Genomic DNA, 15,699 nt, shown 5'->3' with positions numbered 1-15,699 from the left:
CCCCGGTCGCCCGCCCGGGCGTGCGCCCCGCTTCGGGGCCCGTGGCTGGCCGCCTCGGCCTCGCCGTGGAGCCGGCTGCCGCGCCCGCGCAGGGGCCCGGTCCCGGCTGTCGGGCGGCGCCGCCGTCGGCCCCGTCCCGGCGTGACTCCATCGGCCGGCAGGCAGCGGCGGCACCGGGCGGCCGGTCGCCCGTGGCGGCCGGACGCGGTCCGGACGGGCAGGCCCAACGCGGCGCGGCGGCGGGGTGGCGGGGGGGGCGCGGCGCGGCCGGGCACGGCGGCGGGGTGGCGGGGGGCGCGGCGCGGCCGGGCGCGGCGGCATGCCGTCGGGCCCCCCGGGCGGCGGTCGGCGGCGCCGCCGTCGGCCCCGTCCCGGCGTGCGTGATTCCGCCGGCCGGCAGGCAGCGGCGGCGCCCGGGCGGGCAGCCGCCCGTGGCGTTCGGACGCGGTCCGAGCGGGCAAGCCCAGCGCGGTCCGGCGGGGCGGCGGCGCCCTGTGCGCTGTGGCTCCGTTGGGCGCCCGCCGCGGCGGTCGGCGGCGCCGCCGTCGGTCCGGTCCCGGCATGCGGGACTCCGTCGGCCGGCAGGCTGCCGCGGCACCCGGGCGGACGACCGCCCGTGGCGTCCGGACGGGCAGGCCCAGCGCGGTCCGGCGCAGCGCGGTCCGGCGCGGGGGGGGGGCGCAGCGCGCCTGTGCGCTGTGGGCTCCGTCGGGCGGGCGGCGCTCGGCGTGGGGCCCCGCGGCGCTCGGCGGCGGGGTGGTGTCAGGGGCGGTGGGGGTGGGTCACATCAGTGGGGTCAGGAAGCGGCGGAGGGCTTCCTCGTAGGCGTCCGGGTCGGCGTTCCACATCGCTCCGTGAGGGGCCTGGGCGACCGTGTGCAGGGCGACGAGGTCGGGGCGGCGGGCGGCGAAGCGGCGGGAGAAGCGCCAGGGGGCCACCGTGTCGCCGGGGCCGTGGACGATCAGCGTCGGCACCGTGAGGCCGTCGGCGTCCGCCACGATGGTGCCGTCGGCGGGGCCGTCCTGCAGCCCGGTGCGGCCCTGTGCGGCGCGCACCGCGAGCGGCAGCAGTGCGCCCGGCGTACGCCGGGCCAGGGCCAGCGCGCGCAGCGTGGTCGGCCAGCTGAGCACCGGGGAGTCGAGCACCAGCCCGGAGACGCGCTCCCGCATCCCCGACAGTTCGGAGGCGCGCAGCGCCATCGTGGCGCCGGTGGACCAGCCGTAGAGGACGACCCGGCGGGCGCCGTAGCGGACGGCGTAGCGGATCGCGGCGTCCACGTCGCGCCACTCGGTCTCGCCGAAGTGGTTCAGGCCGTCCGGGGGACGGGGCGCGCCCAGGTCGCCGCGGTAGGCGAGGGACAGCACCGGGAGACGCAGCCGGTTCAGCATGCCCATGACGTTCATGGGCAGCTCGCGGGTGGTGCCGAGGCCGTGCACGGCGATCACCCAGGTGTCCCGGGCGGCGGGCACGAACCAGGCGGGCAGGGATCCGAGTTCCCCCGGCACGTCGACGTCGGCATGCTCCAGACCGAGGGCCGCCTTGGGGTCGCCGACGTGGAGATTGGCCGTGAGCCACACCTTGTCGCCCGGTTCCAGCGTGCCGTGCGTGACGCGCTCCAGGCGGCGTACGACGGTGTCGGCGGTGTGCTCGGCGGAGTCCAGGACCTGGCCGACGATCGCGTGGCTGCCGTCACCGGCGAGGCCGTAGGTGCCGGGACGCAGGGCGGCCAGGTCACGGGTGAGCGCGATCCGGCCGGCGGCCGTGGCATGGACGGTGAGCCGGGGCTCGGTCGGCAGCGGCCGGCCCGGGGGCGCCTTGAGCGCGGCGTCGCTGGCGAGTCGGCCGGCGACCACGGCTGCGGCCCCGGCACCCATCACGGCGGTGACGGCAGCGGCCGTCGCTTTGACAGTGCGCACGGGAACCAGTTTCCCGGCGTGCTCCGTCCCAAGCCACCGGAAGCGACATGCGGGGTGATCACCTCCACCGCGGGGCGCTCACCCGGCCCGCGTCACCGCCGCTGTCCGTAATCCCGCAGCCGCTCCTCCACCTCCGCCAGCTGCTCCTCGGTCAGCAGGCTGGGGGCGCGGCCGGGCACCGAGGACGCCGTGAGCCACAGCCGGCACATCCACTCCAGCTGGGCGGTGCGGTCGTAGGCCTCGTCGAGGGTGGCGCCGTAGGTGATCGTCCCGTGGTTCTGCAGGAGGCAGCCCGTGCGGCCGGTCAGGGCATCCAGCATATTCTCGGCCAGCTGCCGCGTCCCGTAGGTCGCGTAGGGGGCGACCCGGACCGGGCCGCCGAGGGCCGCGGCCATGTAGTGGACGAGCGGGAGCCGCGGCACGAGCGTCGAGACCGCCGTGGCGTGGACGGCGTGGGTGTGCACGACGGCCCTGGCGTCCGTCGTGCGGTAGACGGCGAGGTGCATCGGCAGCTCACTGGTCGGCACCAGGGTGCCGCGCACCTGCCGGCCGTCGAGGCCGACCGCCGTCAGGTCCTGGGGCCGCAGCCGGTCGTAGGCCACGCCCGACGGAGTGACCAGCACCAGGTCACCGACGCGTACCGAGACGTTGCCCGAGGTCCCGACGACCAGTCCGTCGGCGACGGTCCGGCGCGCCGTGGCGACCAGCTCCTCCCAGGCCCGGGCCTCCCGCTCACCGGCTTCCCCTTCGCGGGTCTCCCCCTGGCGGTTTTCCCCCTCGCGGGTCTCCCCCTCGCGGGCCTCTCCCCCGCCGTCCTCCGCCTCGCCGGCCACCCGTCCGTCCTGCCGCTCGCGCCTCTGCTCCGTCATGCCGCGATCCTGCCAGTCCCGGGTGACCGAAATCTCTTTCCCGGTGCCCGCGAACGGGCCCCCGATCCCGCGCCGGCCACCGGGGCCGTGTGCCGCCCGGGCCGGCGCGGTGGAACGGAGCAGCGCCCCCCTCTTTCCGACATCGGGACGCCCGGCTCAGTTCACCTTCCGTTCACTCAGGTTGCCTACGTTCAACCCGCCAATGACTTCGAACGAATGCCTGGGTAAATGGAAAGCTTCTCGCTGATCCTCGCGATTGTGGTCGTCACCGCTCTCGCGTTCGATTTCACGAACGGTTTCCACGACACCGCCAACGCGATGGCCACCACCATCTCGACCGGCGCGCTGCGGCCCAAGATCGCCGTGGCCATGTCCGCCGCCCTCAACCTCGTGGGCGCCTTCCTCTCCGTGGAGGTCGCCAACACGATCTCCAAGGGACTCGTCGACGAGAGCGGCATCCGTCCCGAGGTCATCTTCGCCGCCCTGGTCGGCGCGATCCTCTGGAACCTGCTGACCTGGCTCGTGGGCCTGCCCTCCAGCTCCTCGCACGCCCTCATGGGCGGTCTGATCGGCGCCACCGTCGCCTCCGCCGGCTTCGGCGCGGTCCACGGCGACGTCCTCGTCACCAAGGTGCTGCTGCCCGCGGTCGCCGCCCCGGTCGTCGCCGGTGTCGCGGCGATGGCCGCGACCCGGCTGTCGTACACGCTCGGCAAGAAGGCCGACGGCAAGGCGGCCGACAAGGGCTTCCGGGCCGGCCAGATCGCCTCCGCGGGTCTGGTCTCCCTCGCCCACGGCACCAACGACGCGCAGAAGACGATGGGCATCATCACCCTCGCCCTGGTCGCCGGCGGCGCCATCGCGCCCGACTCCGACCCGCCCACCTGGGTGATCCTCTCCGCCGGCCTGGCCATCGCGCTCGGCACCTACATCGGCGGCTGGCGCATCATCCGCACCATGGGCACGGGCCTGACGGACATGCAGCCGCAGCAGGGCTTCGCCGCCCAGACCAGCGCGGCCACCGCCATCCTCGCCTCCTCCCACCTCGGCTTCTCGCTGTCCACCACGCACGTCGTCTCCGGCTCGGTGATGGGCGCGGGCCTGGGCCGCAAGGGCGGTGTGGTCCGCTGGTCGACGGCGACCCGCATGTTCATCGCCTGGGGCCTGACCCTGCCGGCCGCCGCGCTGGTCGGCGCGCTCGCCGAGTACGTCACCGGATTCGGCGCCTGGGGCACCGCGCTGGTCGCCGTCTTCCTGGTGTCCGCCAGCTTCGGCATCTGGAAGATCTCCCGCCGCGAGGTCGTCGACCACACCAACGTCAACGCCGTGGAGGAGGAGCCGGCCGGCGTGGTCACCACCGCGATCGCCGCGGTGACCCCGCCTCCGGCCGCCGGCCCGGCCGTCACAGACGACCTGATGGCCACCATCCCCGCTCCGGCCGCCGCGACGGCGGAGCAGCCGGCCACCGCGAACCCGGCCCCGGCCGTCTGACCGCCGCTTTCGGGTACGAAGGAAGAGAAGCAGCATGAAGATCGACTGGTCGGCCCTCGGCTCCGTCTTCGGTGTCAGCCTCGTGGTCACCGTGGGTCTGGTGGCCCTGTTCACCCTCGGCATCATGGGTCTGTCCCGCCGCGAGCGGGCCCAGGCCCAGGGCGGCTCGGCCGCCCTCGCGGTCACCGGCGCGTACGCCTGCTTCGCGGCGTGCGCGGCGGCGGTGGCGTACGGCATCAGCCTGATCGTCGCCTGACCCGGCCTCACCACTCAACGACGCGGGGTGCCCGAGCGGCACCCCGCGTTCCGTTGTGACCTGGCAGGTTCCCTCCGTGTGGGCCTGCCCACACTCCTCCGTCCCAGGTCAAGGGCAAGTTGACGGCCCTCGAACAGCCGTGGTGGACTGCCGGGGCCAAGTTGCGGCGGCAGGAGAGGAAGCCGGTGGAAGTCCGGCGCGGTCCCGCCACTGTCACCGGGGTTGAACGACCCCGGGAGCCAGGAACTCTCACCGCCGATCTCCTTCGAACCAGGGCGCGGACACCCTGAGTGAGGACATGACGCCATGTGCGGCTGCCGGTTGAGGACCAGGCCCATCAGCGACGTTCCAGCCGACCCCACGGCCGGCTGAGCCCCGTGCGAGCCGAACGCGTCTTCGCGTACGGCGCCGCCGCCGGCCTCCTCGGCGACCTCCTCCTCGGTGATCCGCGCCGCGGTCACCCGGTCGCCGTGTTCGGCCGCGCCGCGGGCGCCGTCGAGCGCACCCTGTGGCGCGACCACCGCGGCTGGGGCGCCCTGCACACCGCTGTCTGCGCCGGCGGCGCCGTCGCCCTCGGGGCCGTCGCCGCCCGCTGCGTACGCCGCTCCCCCGCCGCCTCCCTCGCCCTCACGGCCGCCGCCACCTGGTCCGTCGTCGGGGGGACTTCGCTGGCGCGCGAGGCCGGCGCCATCGGACGCGCTCTGGAGGCCGGTGACGTGGAGGCGGCGCGGGCCCGGCTGCCCCATCTGTGCGGCCGGGACCCGCAGGCGCTGGACGCCGACGGGATCGCCCGGGCCGTGGTCGAGTCGGTCGCCGAGAACACCTCCGACGCCGTCGTGGGCGCCCTGGTGTGGGGCGCCGTCGGCGGGGTGCCGGGGCTGCTCGGGTTCCGGGCGGTCAACACCCTGGACGCGATGGTCGGTCACAGGTCGCCGCGGCTGCGGCGCTTCGGCTGGGCCTCCGCCCGCCTCGACGACGTGGCCGGCTGGCCGGGAGCCCGGCTGACCGCCGTCCTCGCCGTGCTCACCGGCCCGGACCGGCGCGGTGCCGTGCGCGCCTGGCGGGCGGACGCGGCGAAGCACCCCAGCCCCAACGCGGGCCCCGTGGAGGCCTCCTTCGCGGGCGCGCTCGGCGTGCGGCTGGGCGGCACCCTGTCGTACGGCGGACGGGTCGAGCACCGGCCCGTGCTGAACGGGCGGGGACGCGCCGTCACCCCCCACGACATCCGCCGGGCGGTACGGCTGTCCCGGCGCGTGAGCTGGCTTGCGCTCGGCGTGTGCGCGGGCGCACGCCTCATCGGGAAGGGGCGTGATCGATGAACGGCGGTCTCCTCGTCGCCGGCACCACCTCCGACGCCGGGAAAAGCGTCGTGACCGCCGGCATCTGCCGGTGGCTGGTGCGGCAGGGCGTGAAAGTGGCGCCGTTCAAGGCGCAGAACATGTCCCTCAACTCCTTCGTCACCCGCGAGGGCGCCGAGATCGGGCGGGCGCAGGCCATGCAGGCCCAGGCCTGCCGGATCGAGCCGACCGCGCTGATGAACCCGGTGCTGCTCAAGCCCGGTGGTGAACAGAGCAGCCAGGTGGTGCTGCTGGGCAAGCCGGTGGGCGAGCTGAGCGCGCGCGGCTACCACGGCGGGCGCCAGCAGAAGCTGCTCGGCACGGTCCTGGAGTGCCTGGCCGAGTTGCGGGGCACGTATGACGCGGTGATCTGCGAGGGGGCGGGCTCGCCGGCCGAGATCAATCTGCGCCGGACCGACATCGTGAACATGGGCATCGCGCGGGGTGCGCGGCTGCCCGTGCTCGTCGTCGGCGACATCGACCGCGGGGGCGTCTTCGCGTCCTTCTTCGGCACCGTCGCCCTGCTCTCGCCCGAGGACCAGGAACTGGTCGCCGGGTTCCTGGTGAACAAGTTCCGCGGTGACGTCTCCCTGCTGGAGCCGGGCCTGGACATGCTGCACGGCCTGACGGGCCGCCACACCTTCGGCGTGCTGCCCTTCCGGCACGGGCTCGGCATCGACGAGGAGGACGGCCTGCGGGTCTCCCTGCGCGGCACCGTCCGCGAGTCGTCCGTCTCCCCGCCCGTGGGCGAGGACGTGCTGCGGGTCGCCGTCTGCGCGATCCCCCTGATGTCCAACTTCACCGACGTGGACGCGCTGGCCGCCGAACCGGGCGTGGTCGTGCGGTTCGTGGACCGTCCGGAGGAGCTGGCCGACGCGGACCTCGTGGTGATCCCGGGCACGCGCGGGACCGTCCGGGCTCTTCAGTGGCTGCGGGAGCGGGGACTCGCCGACGCCTTGGTGCGCAGGGCCGCCGAAGGCCGTCCGGTCCTCGGCATCTGCGGCGGCTTCCAGGTGCTCGGCGAGCACATCGAGGACGAGGTCGAGTCGCGCGCCGGAGCGGTCGACGGGCTCGGCGTCCTGCCCGTGCGCGTGCGCTTCGCCCGCGAGAAGACCCTCACCCGGCCGGTCGGGGAAGCCCTCGGCGAACGGGTCGAGGGGTACGAGATCCACCACGGGGTCGCCTCCGTGACGGGCGGGGAGCCCTTCCTCGACGGTTGCCGCGTCGGCCAGACGTGGGGCACGCACTGGCACGGCTCGCTGGAGTCGGACGGCTTCCGCCGCGCCTTCCTGCGCGAGGTGGCCGCCGCCGCGGGCCGCCGCTTCGTGCCCGCGCCGGACACCTCCTTCGCCGCGCTGCGCGAGGAGCAGCTCGACCGGCTCGGCGACCTCATCGAACAGCACGCGGACACGGACGCGCTGTGGCGGCTCATCGAGTCCGGCGCGCCGCAAGGACTGCCTTTCATTCCACCGGGAGCGCCCGCATGAGCACAGTGTTGTTGTTGTCGACCGCCGACACGGATCTGCTGGCGGCCCGGGCCTCCGGCGCGGACTACCGGATCGGCAACCCCACCCGCGTCGACGTCGCCGCCGAACTGCCGGGCCTGCTCGAGGGCGCGGACCTGGCCGTCGTACGGCTGCTGGGCGGCAAGCGCGCCTGGGAGGACGGGCTCGCCGCGCTGAAGGCGTCCGGTGTCCCGACGGTGCTGCTGGGCGGCGAGGCCGTGCCGGACGCGGAGTTGATGGCCGAGTCGAGCGTGCCGGCCGGCGTGGTCGCGGAGGCGCTGCGGTACCTGGTCGAGGGAGGCCCCGAGAACCTGCTGGAGCTGTCGCGGTTCCTGTCGGACACCGTGCTGCTGACCGGTGAGGGCTTCGAGGAGCCGCGAAAGATGCCGGAGTACGGCGTCCACGGCTCGTACGCGCTTCGGGACGGGCGTCCGACCGTGGGCGTGCTCTTCTACCGCGCCCACGAACTGAGCGGCAACACCGGCTTCGTGGACACCCTGTGCGAGGCGATCGAGGCGCAGGGCGCCAACGCGCTGCCCGTGTACTGCGGTTCGCTGCGCGGTGCGGACGCCGGGCTGTACGACCTCCTCGCGCGGGCCGACGCGCTGGTCGCCACCGTGCTCGCGGCCGGCGGCACCCACGCCTCGCAGGCGTCGGCGGGCGGCGACGAGGAGGCCTGGGACATCGGCGCGCTCGCCGAGCTGAACGTCCCGGTGCTGCAGGGGCTCTGCCTGACCTCGTCGAAGAGCGCCTGGGAGGAGTCGGACGCGGCCCTGTCCCCCATGGACGCGGCGATGCAGGTCGCGATCCCGGAGTTCGACGGCCGGCTGATCACCGTGCCGTTCTCCTTCAAGGAGCAGGGCCCGGACGAGGTCCCGGTGTACGTGGCCGACCCGGAGCGGGCCGCGCGTGTCGCCGGGATCGCCGTGCGGCACGCCCGGCTGAAGCACAAGCCGAACGCCGAGAAGAAGATCGCGCTGGTCTTCACCGCCTACCCCACCAAGCACTCCCGCGTCGGCAACGCCGTCGGCCTGGACACGCCCGCGTCGGCGGTGCGGGTGCTGGACGCGCTGCGGGACGCCGGGTACGCGCTGACCGAGTACCCCTCCGGCGGTGACGAGCTGATCCACCGGCTGATCGAGGCCGGCGGCCACGACGTCGAGTGGCTGACCGAGGAGCAGCTGGCCTCCGCCCCCGCGCGGGTGCCGCTGGCGGACTACCGCGCGTGGTTCGACACGCTGGACCCGGAGCTCCGGGACGCCATGCTCCAGGCGTGGGGCGAGCCGCCGGGCTCCCTGTACGTCGACGGCGACGACATCGTGCTGGCCTCCCTGCAGTTCGGGAACGTCGTCGTGATGATCCAGCCGCCGCGCGGCTTCGGCGAGAACCCGATCGCGATCTACCACGACCCCGACATGCCGCCGTCCCACCACTACATGGCGGCCTACCGCTGGCTGGACAACAGCTTCGGCGCGGACGCGATCGTGCACATGGGCAAGCACGGCACGATGGAGTGGCTGCCCGGCAAGGGCCTCGGCCTGTCCGGAGGGTGCGCCCCCGACGCCGTCCTCGGTGACCTGCCGCTGATCTACCCGTTCATCGTCAACGACCCCGGCGAGGGGACCCAGGCCAAGCGGCGCGGGCACGCCACGGTCGTCGACCACCTCGTACCGCCGATGGCCCGCGCCGACACCTACGGCGACCTGGCGAAGCTGGAGCAGCTGCTCGACGAGTACGCGCTGGTGTCCGACCTGGACCCGGCGAAGGCGCCGGCCGTCCGCGCGCAGATCTGGACGCTGGTGAAGGCCGCCGAGCTGCACCACGACCTGCATGTGGACGAGCAGCCGGACGACGAAGAGTTCGACGAGTTCGTCATGCACATCGACGGCTATCTGTGCGAGATCAAGGACGTGCAGATCCGCGACGGCCTGCACGTCCTGGGCGGTGGCCCGGTCGCCGAGCCGCGCGTCAACCTGGTGCTGGCGGTGCTGCGCGCCTCGCAGGTGTGGGGCGGGCAGGCGAACGCCCTGCCGGGCCTGCGGGCCTCGCTCGCGGCGCACTTCGGGCTGGTCGAGAAGGAGCTGCTGGGCGAGCCGGGTGCCCCGGTGAAGGTGCCGGTGGAGCTGACGGACCTGGTGGACGGCCCGGCGCGCACCGCGTCCGACGCGATCGACCTGCTGGAGCAGCTGTGCCGGCGGATCGCGGAGGGCATGGAGGAGCGCGGCTGGGACGCTTCCCTCAGCCGCGGTCTGCTCAGGGACGTCCTCGGCGCCGAACTGCCCGACGCCGTAGCCGTGCTGGAGTTCGCGTGCACGGAGGTCGTGCCGCGCCTCGCCCGGACGACCGACGAGATCGGGCACATCCTGAAGGCGCTCGACGGCGGTTACGTCCCCGCGGGGCCGTCCGGTTCGCCGACCCGCGGTCTGGTCAACGTCCTGCCGACCGGCCGGAACTTCTACTCGGTCGACCCCAAGGCGATCCCGTCGCGGCTGAGCTGGGAGGTCGGGCAGTCGCTCGCCGACTCGCTCGTGGCCCGCTATCTCCAGGACACGGGTGAGTACCCGAAGTCGGTCGGTCTCACGGTGTGGGGCACGTCCGCGATGCGCACGCAGGGCGACGACATCGCGGAGATCCTGGCGCTGCTGGGCTGCCGTCCCGTCTGGGACGAGGCCTCGCGCCGCGTGACGGGCTTCGAGGTGGTGCCCCTGGAGGAACTGGGCCGGCCGCGCATCGACGTCACGGTCCGCATCTCCGGCTTCTTCCGTGACGCGTTCCCGCACGTCGTGGCGCTGATCGACGACGCGGTCCGCAAGGTGGCGGAGCTGGACGAGCCCGGCGAGCGCAACTACGTCAAGGCGCACGCCGACGCGGACACTGCCGAGCACGGCGACCGGCGCCGGGCCACGGCCCGCATCTTCGGTTCCAAGCCGGGCGCGTACGGCGCCGGTCTGCTGCCGCTGATCGACGCCCGCAACTGGCGCTCGGACGCCGACCTCGCCGAGGTGTACGCGGTGTGGGGCGGCTACGCCTACGGGCGGGGGCTCGACGGGCGGGCGGCGCGCGGGGACATGGAGACCGCGTTCAAGCGGATCGCGGTCGCCGCGAAGAACGTCGACACCCGTGAGCACGACCTGGTCGACGCCGACGACTACTTCCAGTACCACGGCGGCATGGTCGCCATGGTCCGGCACCTGACCGGCGCCAACCCCGAGGCGTACGTGGGGGACAGCGCCACCCCCGACCAGGTGAGGACGCGCACGCTCGGCGAGGAGACGCACCGGGTGTTCCGGGCCCGCGTGGTCAACCCGCGCTGGATGGCGGCCATGCGGCGGCACGGCTACAAGGGCGCCTTCGAGATGGCGGCGACCGTCGACTACCTGTTCGGCTACGACGCCACGGCGGGCGTGGTCGACGACTGGATGTACGAGAAGCTCAGCGCCGAGTACGTCTTCGACCCGGAGAACCGGGACTTCATGAAGAAGTCCAACCCATGGGCGCTGCGGGGCATCACGGAACGACTGCTGGAGGCCGCCGAGCGCGGCCTGTGGGCGGAGCCGGACGCGGACACGCTGGAGCGGCTGCGCGCCGCGTATCTGGAGCTGGAAGGCGACCTGGAGGGCGACGAGAAGTGACCACCCCCTTTCCCTTCACGGCCGTCGTCGGCCAGGACGACCTGCGGCTCGCGCTGCTGCTGAACGCCGTCTCGCCGGCGGTCGGCGGGGTGCTGGTGCGCGGCGAGAAGGGCACCGCGAAGTCGACGGCCGTGCGCGCGCTGTCGGCGCTGCTGCCGGAGGTCGACGTCGTCGCCGGCTGCCGCTTCTCCTGCGACCCGGCGGCCCCGGACCCGTCCTGCCCGGACGGCCCGCACGAGCCGGGGGCGGGCGTCGCGCGCCCCGCCCGCATGGTCGAACTGCCCGTCGGCGCCTCCGAGGACCGGCTGGTCGGCGCGCTCGACATCGAGCGTGCGCTCGCCGAGGGCGTGAAGGCGTTCGAGCCGGGCCTGCTCGCCGACGCGCACCGCGGCATCCTGTACGTGGACGAGGTCAACCTGCTCCACGACCACCTGGTCGACCTGCTGCTGGACGCGGCGGCGATGGGCGCCTCCTACGTGGAGCGCGAGGGCGTCTCCGTGCGGCACGCCTCGAAGTTCCTGCTGGTCGGCACCATGAACCCGGAAGAGGGCGAACTGCGGCCGCAGTTGCTCGACCGGTTCGGGCTGACCGTGGAGGTCGCCGCCTCCCGTGAGCCCGACCAGCGGGTGGAGGTCGTCAAGCGGCGCTTGGCGTACGACGCCGACCCGGCCGCTTTCGCGACGCGCTGGGCAGAGGAGGAGAGCGCGGTACGGCAGCGGATCACGGCGGCGCGGGCGCTGCTGCCGCAGGTGCGCCTGGGCGACGGTGCGCTGCGGCAGATCGCGGCGACCTGTGCGGCGTTCGAGGTGGACGGCATGCGCGCCGACATCGTCATGGCCCGCACCGCGACCGCGCTGGCCGCGTGGGCCGGGCGGACCGACGTGCTCGCCGAGGACGTGCGGCAGGCGGCGCTGCTGGCGCTGCCGCACCGGCGGCGCCGCAACCCCTTCGACGCGCCCGGCCTGGACGAGGACAAGCTCGACCGGACGCTGGAGGAGTTCTCCGGCGAGTCCCCCGACGACGACCCTGACCCCGATCCCGGCCCCGACGGTCCCGGTGGGGGCGGCGGGCAGCCGTCCCCCGACGCCGGTCCGCAGGGCGGCGACACCGGGGCGCGGCCCGAGGAGGGCGACGGCGGTGAGCCGCAGCCGTCGGGCGCGGGGGCGGCCGAGCAGCCCGCCGCACGGGCCTCCGAGCCCTTTCGCACCAAGGTGCTGAGCGTGCCCGGGATCGGCGAGGGTGCCTCCGGCCGGCGTTCGCGGGCGCGCACCGAGCAGGGGCGCACCACCGGGGCGCGCCGGCCGCAGGGTGCGCTGACCAAGCTGCACCTGGCGGCGACCGTGCAGGCGGCGGCCCCGCACCAGCGGGCGCGGGGCCGTTCCGGGCCGGGGCTGGTGATCCGCCGGGACGATCTGCGGCAGGCGGCCCGCGAGGGGCGTGAGGGCAACCTCGTGCTGTTCGTGGTGGACGCCTCCGGGTCGATGGCGGCGCGGCAGCGGATGAGCGCGGTCAAGGGTGCCGTGCTGTCGCTGCTGCTGGACGCCTACCAGCGGCGGGACAAGGTGGGGCTGGTGACCTTCCGCGGATCGGCCGCGGATGTGGCCCTGCCGCCGACGTCGTCCGTGGACGCGGCCGCCGCGCGCCTGGAGTCGCTGCCGACGGGCGGGCGTACGCCGTTGGCGGCCGGGCTGCTCAAGGCGCACGAGGTGCTGCGGGTGGAGCGGCTGCGGGACCCGGCGCGCCGGGCGCTGGTCGTGGTCGTGACCGACGGCCGGGCGACGGGCGGCCCGGAGCCGGTGGCGCTCGCCGGCCGGGCGGCGCGGCTGTTCGCGGCCGACTCGGTCGCCTCGGTGGTCGTGGACTGCGAGTCGGGGCCGGTGCGGCTCGGGCTCGCCGGGCAGCTCGCCGCCGATCTGGGCGGCAGCGCCGTCACGCTCGACGAGCTGCGGGCGGACTCGATCGCCGGGCTGGTCAAGGACGTGCAGGGGACTTCGAGGAGGGCCGCGTAATGCCGCAGGGACAGCCGAGTGTCGTACCGGACGACGGCCTGACGACCCGTCAGCGCCGCAACCGTCCGCTGGTCGTCGTGCACACCGGCGTCGGCAAGGGCAAGTCGACGGCCGCCTTCGGACTGGCGCTGCGGGCCTGGAACCAGGGCTGGCCGATCGGGGTGTTCCAGTTCGTCAAGTCGGCGAAGTGGAAGGTCGGCGAGGAGAACGCGCTGCGCGTCCTCGGCGCCTCCGGCGAGGGCGGCACCGTCGACTGGCACAAGATGGGCGAGGGCTGGTCCTGGGTCCAGCGCGACGCGCAGATGGACAACGAGGAGAAGGCCCGCGAGGGCTGGGAGCAGGTCAAGCGGGACCTGGCCGCCGAGACGTACCAGCTGTACGTGCTCGACGAGTTCGCCTACCCGATGCACTGGGGGTGGGTCGACACCGACGAGGTGATCGACGTGCTGCGCGACCGGCCGGGCACCCAGCACGTGGTGATCACCGGGCGGAACGCGCCGGAGAAGCTCGTGGACTTCGCCGACCTGGTCACCGACATGTCCAAGGTCAAGCATCCGATGGACGCCGGGCAGAAGGGCCAGAGGGGCATCGAGTGGTGATGTCCGTTCCCCGGCTGGTCGTCGCCGCGCCCTCCTCGGGCAGCGGCAAGACCACCGTCGCCACGGGGCTGATGGCCGCGTTCGCCGCGCGGGGACTTTCCGTGTCCCCGCACAAGGTGGGCCCGGACTACATCGACCCCGGGTATCACGCCCTGGCCACCGGGCGGCCGGGCCGCAACCTCGACGCGTATCTGTGCGGGCCGGAGCTGGTCGCTCCGCTGTTCCTGCACGGCTCCTCGGGGTGCGACCTGGCCGTGGTGGAGGGCGTGATGGGGCTGTACGACGGCGCGGCCGGGGAGGGCGAGCTGGCCTCCACCGCGCAGGTCGCGAAGCTGCTGCGGGCGCCGGTCGTGCTGGTCGTCGACGCGTCGTCGCAGTCGCGGTCGGTGGCGGCGCTGGTGCACGGCTTCGCGTCCTGGGACCCCGAGGTGCGGGTCGGGGGCGTCATCCTGAACAAGGTCGGCTCCGAGCGGCACGAGGCGCTGCTGCGGGAAGCCCTGGACGCGGCGGGGGTGCCGGTGCTGGGCGTCCTGGGGCGGGCCGAGCAGGTGTCGACGCCTTCCCGGCACCTGGGGCTGGTGCCGGTGGCCGAGCGGACGTCCGCCGCGGTGGAGGCCGTCGCGGCGATGGGGGCGCAGGTCGCCGCCGGGTGCGACCTCGAGGCGCTGCTCGCGCTGGCGCGCGGCGCCGGGGCGCTGACCGACGAGCCGTGGGAGGCGCCCGTCACCTCCGTGGCGCGGCGACCCGTGGTCGCCCTCGCCGGAGGGCCCGCGTTCACCTTCTCCTACGCCGAGCACGCCGAGCTGCTGACCGCCGCGGGGGCCGAGGTCGTGACCTTCGATCCGCTGCGGGACGCGCAGTTGCCGGAGGGCACCGCCGGGTTGGTCATCGGTGGCGGGTTCCCCGAGGTGTACGCCGGTGAGCTGTCCGCCAACGAGCCGTTGCGCAAGGCGATCGCCGAGCTCGCTCTCTCCGGTGCCCCGGTCGCCGCCGAGTGCGCTGGGCTGCTGTATCTGTGCCGGGAGCTGGACGGGCAGCCGATGTGCGGGGTGCTGGACGCCACCGCGCGGATGACCGAGCGGCTGACGCTCGGCTACCGGGACGCCGTGGCCGTCGGTGACAGTGTGCTCGCGCCGGCCGGGACACGGATGCGGGGGCACGAGTTCCACCGCACGGTCGTCGAACCCGGCGCCGGCGCGGCTCCCGCCTGGGGGGTCCGTGCCCCGGCCAGGCGGGTCGAAGGTTTTGTACAGGGCGGTGTGCACGCGAGCTATCTGCACACCCACTGGGCGTCGGCGCCCGGGGTCGCCCGTCGGTTCGTGGAGAGGTGCCGGACGTCATGAGCAGCAGGCTGATCGGGGTCGGAGTCGGTCCGGGCGATCCGGAACTGGTGACCGTCAAGGGCGTGAACGCGCTGCGCGCCGCCGATGTCGTCGTCGTCCCCGTGCTGGACACCGGGGAGCGGGGGCGGGCCGAGGCGACCGTGCTGCACTACGTGGAGCAGGAGAAGATCGTCCGGGTCGTGTTCGCGCTGAACGAGCGCACCGACCGGGGGCGCCGGGAGGCGGCCTGGGACGCGGCCGGCGAGCGGGTCGCGGCGCTGCTGCGGGAGCACGGCACGGTGGCGTTCGCGACGATCGGCGACCCCAACGTGTACTCCACGTTCACCTATCTCGCGCAGACGATCGCCGGGCTGGTGCCCGGCACGGCCGTGGAGACGGTGCCCGGCATCACCGCGATGCAGGATCTGGCGGCCCGCTCGGGCGCGGTGCTGACCGAGGGCACCGAGCCGCTGACGCTGGTGCCGGTGACCGCCGGTTCGGCGGTGCTCAAGGACGCGCTGCACGGGCCCGGCACGGTCGTGGCGTACAAGTTCGGGCGGCAGGCCGCCGAGGTGGCCGAGGCGCTGCGGGAGACCGGGCGGCTCGCGGACGCGGTGTGGGGTTCGGCGCTGGGTCTGCCGGAGGAGTCGATCCGTCCGGCCGACGAGCTCGACGGCGCCCCGCTGCCGTATCTGTCGACGCTGATCGCGCCCGCGCGGCGGGACGGCGGCCGGGGCGGCAAGCTGTGAGACCCGCCCCGGGGCGC

11 protein-coding genes and 1 riboswitch are annotated in these 15,699 nt (G+C 74.5%); of the genes, 9 read left to right on the top strand and 2 right to left on the bottom strand.

Features of this window, described 5'->3' with window-relative positions:
* Positions 1–782: 782 nt before the first annotated feature.
* Together AB0E88_RS28915 and AB0E88_RS28910 are read right to left on the bottom strand one after the other, a co-directional pair.
* Entirely contained in the window at positions 783–1,916 is a 1,134-nt protein-coding gene (locus tag AB0E88_RS28915; protein WP_361636479.1) for an alpha/beta fold hydrolase, read from the bottom strand.
* Between the two features lie 92 nt (positions 1,917–2,008).
* Positions 2,009–2,785: a class II aldolase/adducin family protein gene (locus AB0E88_RS28910; RefSeq protein WP_361636476.1), complete on the bottom strand. Its 777-nt coding sequence runs from the start codon at positions 2,783–2,785 to the stop codon at positions 2,009–2,011.
* A 228-nt stretch (positions 2,786–3,013) separates the two neighbouring features.
* On the opposite strand from AB0E88_RS28910, the gene AB0E88_RS28905 reads away from it, so the two are divergent.
* The 9 genes from AB0E88_RS28905 to cobI all read left to right on the top strand — a co-directional run bounded on the left by AB0E88_RS28905 (position 3,014) and on the right by cobI (position 15,682).
* The gene (locus AB0E88_RS28905) at positions 3,014–4,273 is read left to right on the top strand and encodes an inorganic phosphate transporter (RefSeq protein ID WP_361636473.1); all 1,260 of its coding nucleotides are present in this window, start codon (positions 3,014–3,016) and stop codon (positions 4,271–4,273) included.
* A gap of 34 nt (positions 4,274–4,307) precedes the next feature.
* A complete protein-coding gene (locus AB0E88_RS28900; RefSeq protein WP_361636471.1) occupies positions 4,308–4,529 on the top strand; it encodes a hypothetical protein in 222 nt (73 codons plus the stop codon).
* A gap of 134 nt (positions 4,530–4,663) precedes the next feature.
* A riboswitch (cobalamin riboswitch) is annotated at positions 4,664–4,801 on the top strand.
* A 105-nt stretch (positions 4,802–4,906) separates the two neighbouring features.
* Positions 4,907–5,848, top strand: a complete 942-nt coding sequence (locus tag AB0E88_RS28895; protein ID WP_361636468.1) for a cobalamin biosynthesis protein — start codon at positions 4,907–4,909, stop codon at positions 5,846–5,848.
* Entirely contained in the window at positions 5,845–7,353 is a 1,509-nt protein-coding gene (locus AB0E88_RS28890) for a cobyric acid synthase (RefSeq protein WP_361636466.1), read from the top strand. The genes AB0E88_RS28895 and AB0E88_RS28890 overlap by 4 nt, the downstream gene beginning before the upstream one ends.
* The gene (gene cobN / locus AB0E88_RS28885) at positions 7,350–11,003 is read left to right on the top strand and encodes a cobaltochelatase subunit CobN (protein ID WP_361636463.1); all 3,654 of its coding nucleotides are present in this window, start codon (positions 7,350–7,352) and stop codon (positions 11,001–11,003) included. The genes AB0E88_RS28890 and cobN overlap by 4 nt, the downstream gene beginning before the upstream one ends.
* Complete coding sequence (locus AB0E88_RS28880; protein WP_361636461.1) at positions 11,000–13,012, top strand: putative cobaltochelatase; 2,013 nt, start codon at positions 11,000–11,002, stop codon at positions 13,010–13,012. The genes cobN and AB0E88_RS28880 overlap by 4 nt, the downstream gene beginning before the upstream one ends.
* Complete coding sequence (cobO, locus tag AB0E88_RS28875; protein ID WP_361636458.1) at positions 13,012–13,611, top strand: cob(I)yrinic acid a,c-diamide adenosyltransferase; 600 nt, start codon at positions 13,012–13,014, stop codon at positions 13,609–13,611. The genes AB0E88_RS28880 and cobO overlap by 1 nt, the downstream gene beginning before the upstream one ends.
* Entirely contained in the window at positions 13,605–14,954 is a 1,350-nt protein-coding gene (locus AB0E88_RS28870; RefSeq protein ID WP_361636455.1) for a cobyrinate a,c-diamide synthase, read from the top strand. The genes cobO and AB0E88_RS28870 overlap by 7 nt, the downstream gene beginning before the upstream one ends.
* Complete coding sequence (gene cobI, locus AB0E88_RS28865; RefSeq protein WP_361636452.1) at positions 14,951–15,682, top strand: precorrin-2 C(20)-methyltransferase; 732 nt, start codon at positions 14,951–14,953, stop codon at positions 15,680–15,682. Before AB0E88_RS28870 ends, cobI begins: the two co-directional genes overlap by 4 nt.
* Positions 15,683–15,699 lie beyond the last annotated feature (17 nt).

This window comes from Streptomyces sp. NPDC028635 (assembly GCF_040637635.1).
Taxonomy (GTDB): domain Bacteria; phylum Actinomycetota; class Actinomycetes; order Streptomycetales; family Streptomycetaceae; genus Streptomyces.
Note: the sequence above shows the minus strand (reverse complement) of the source record. Positions and strands in the feature narration are given on the sequence as shown.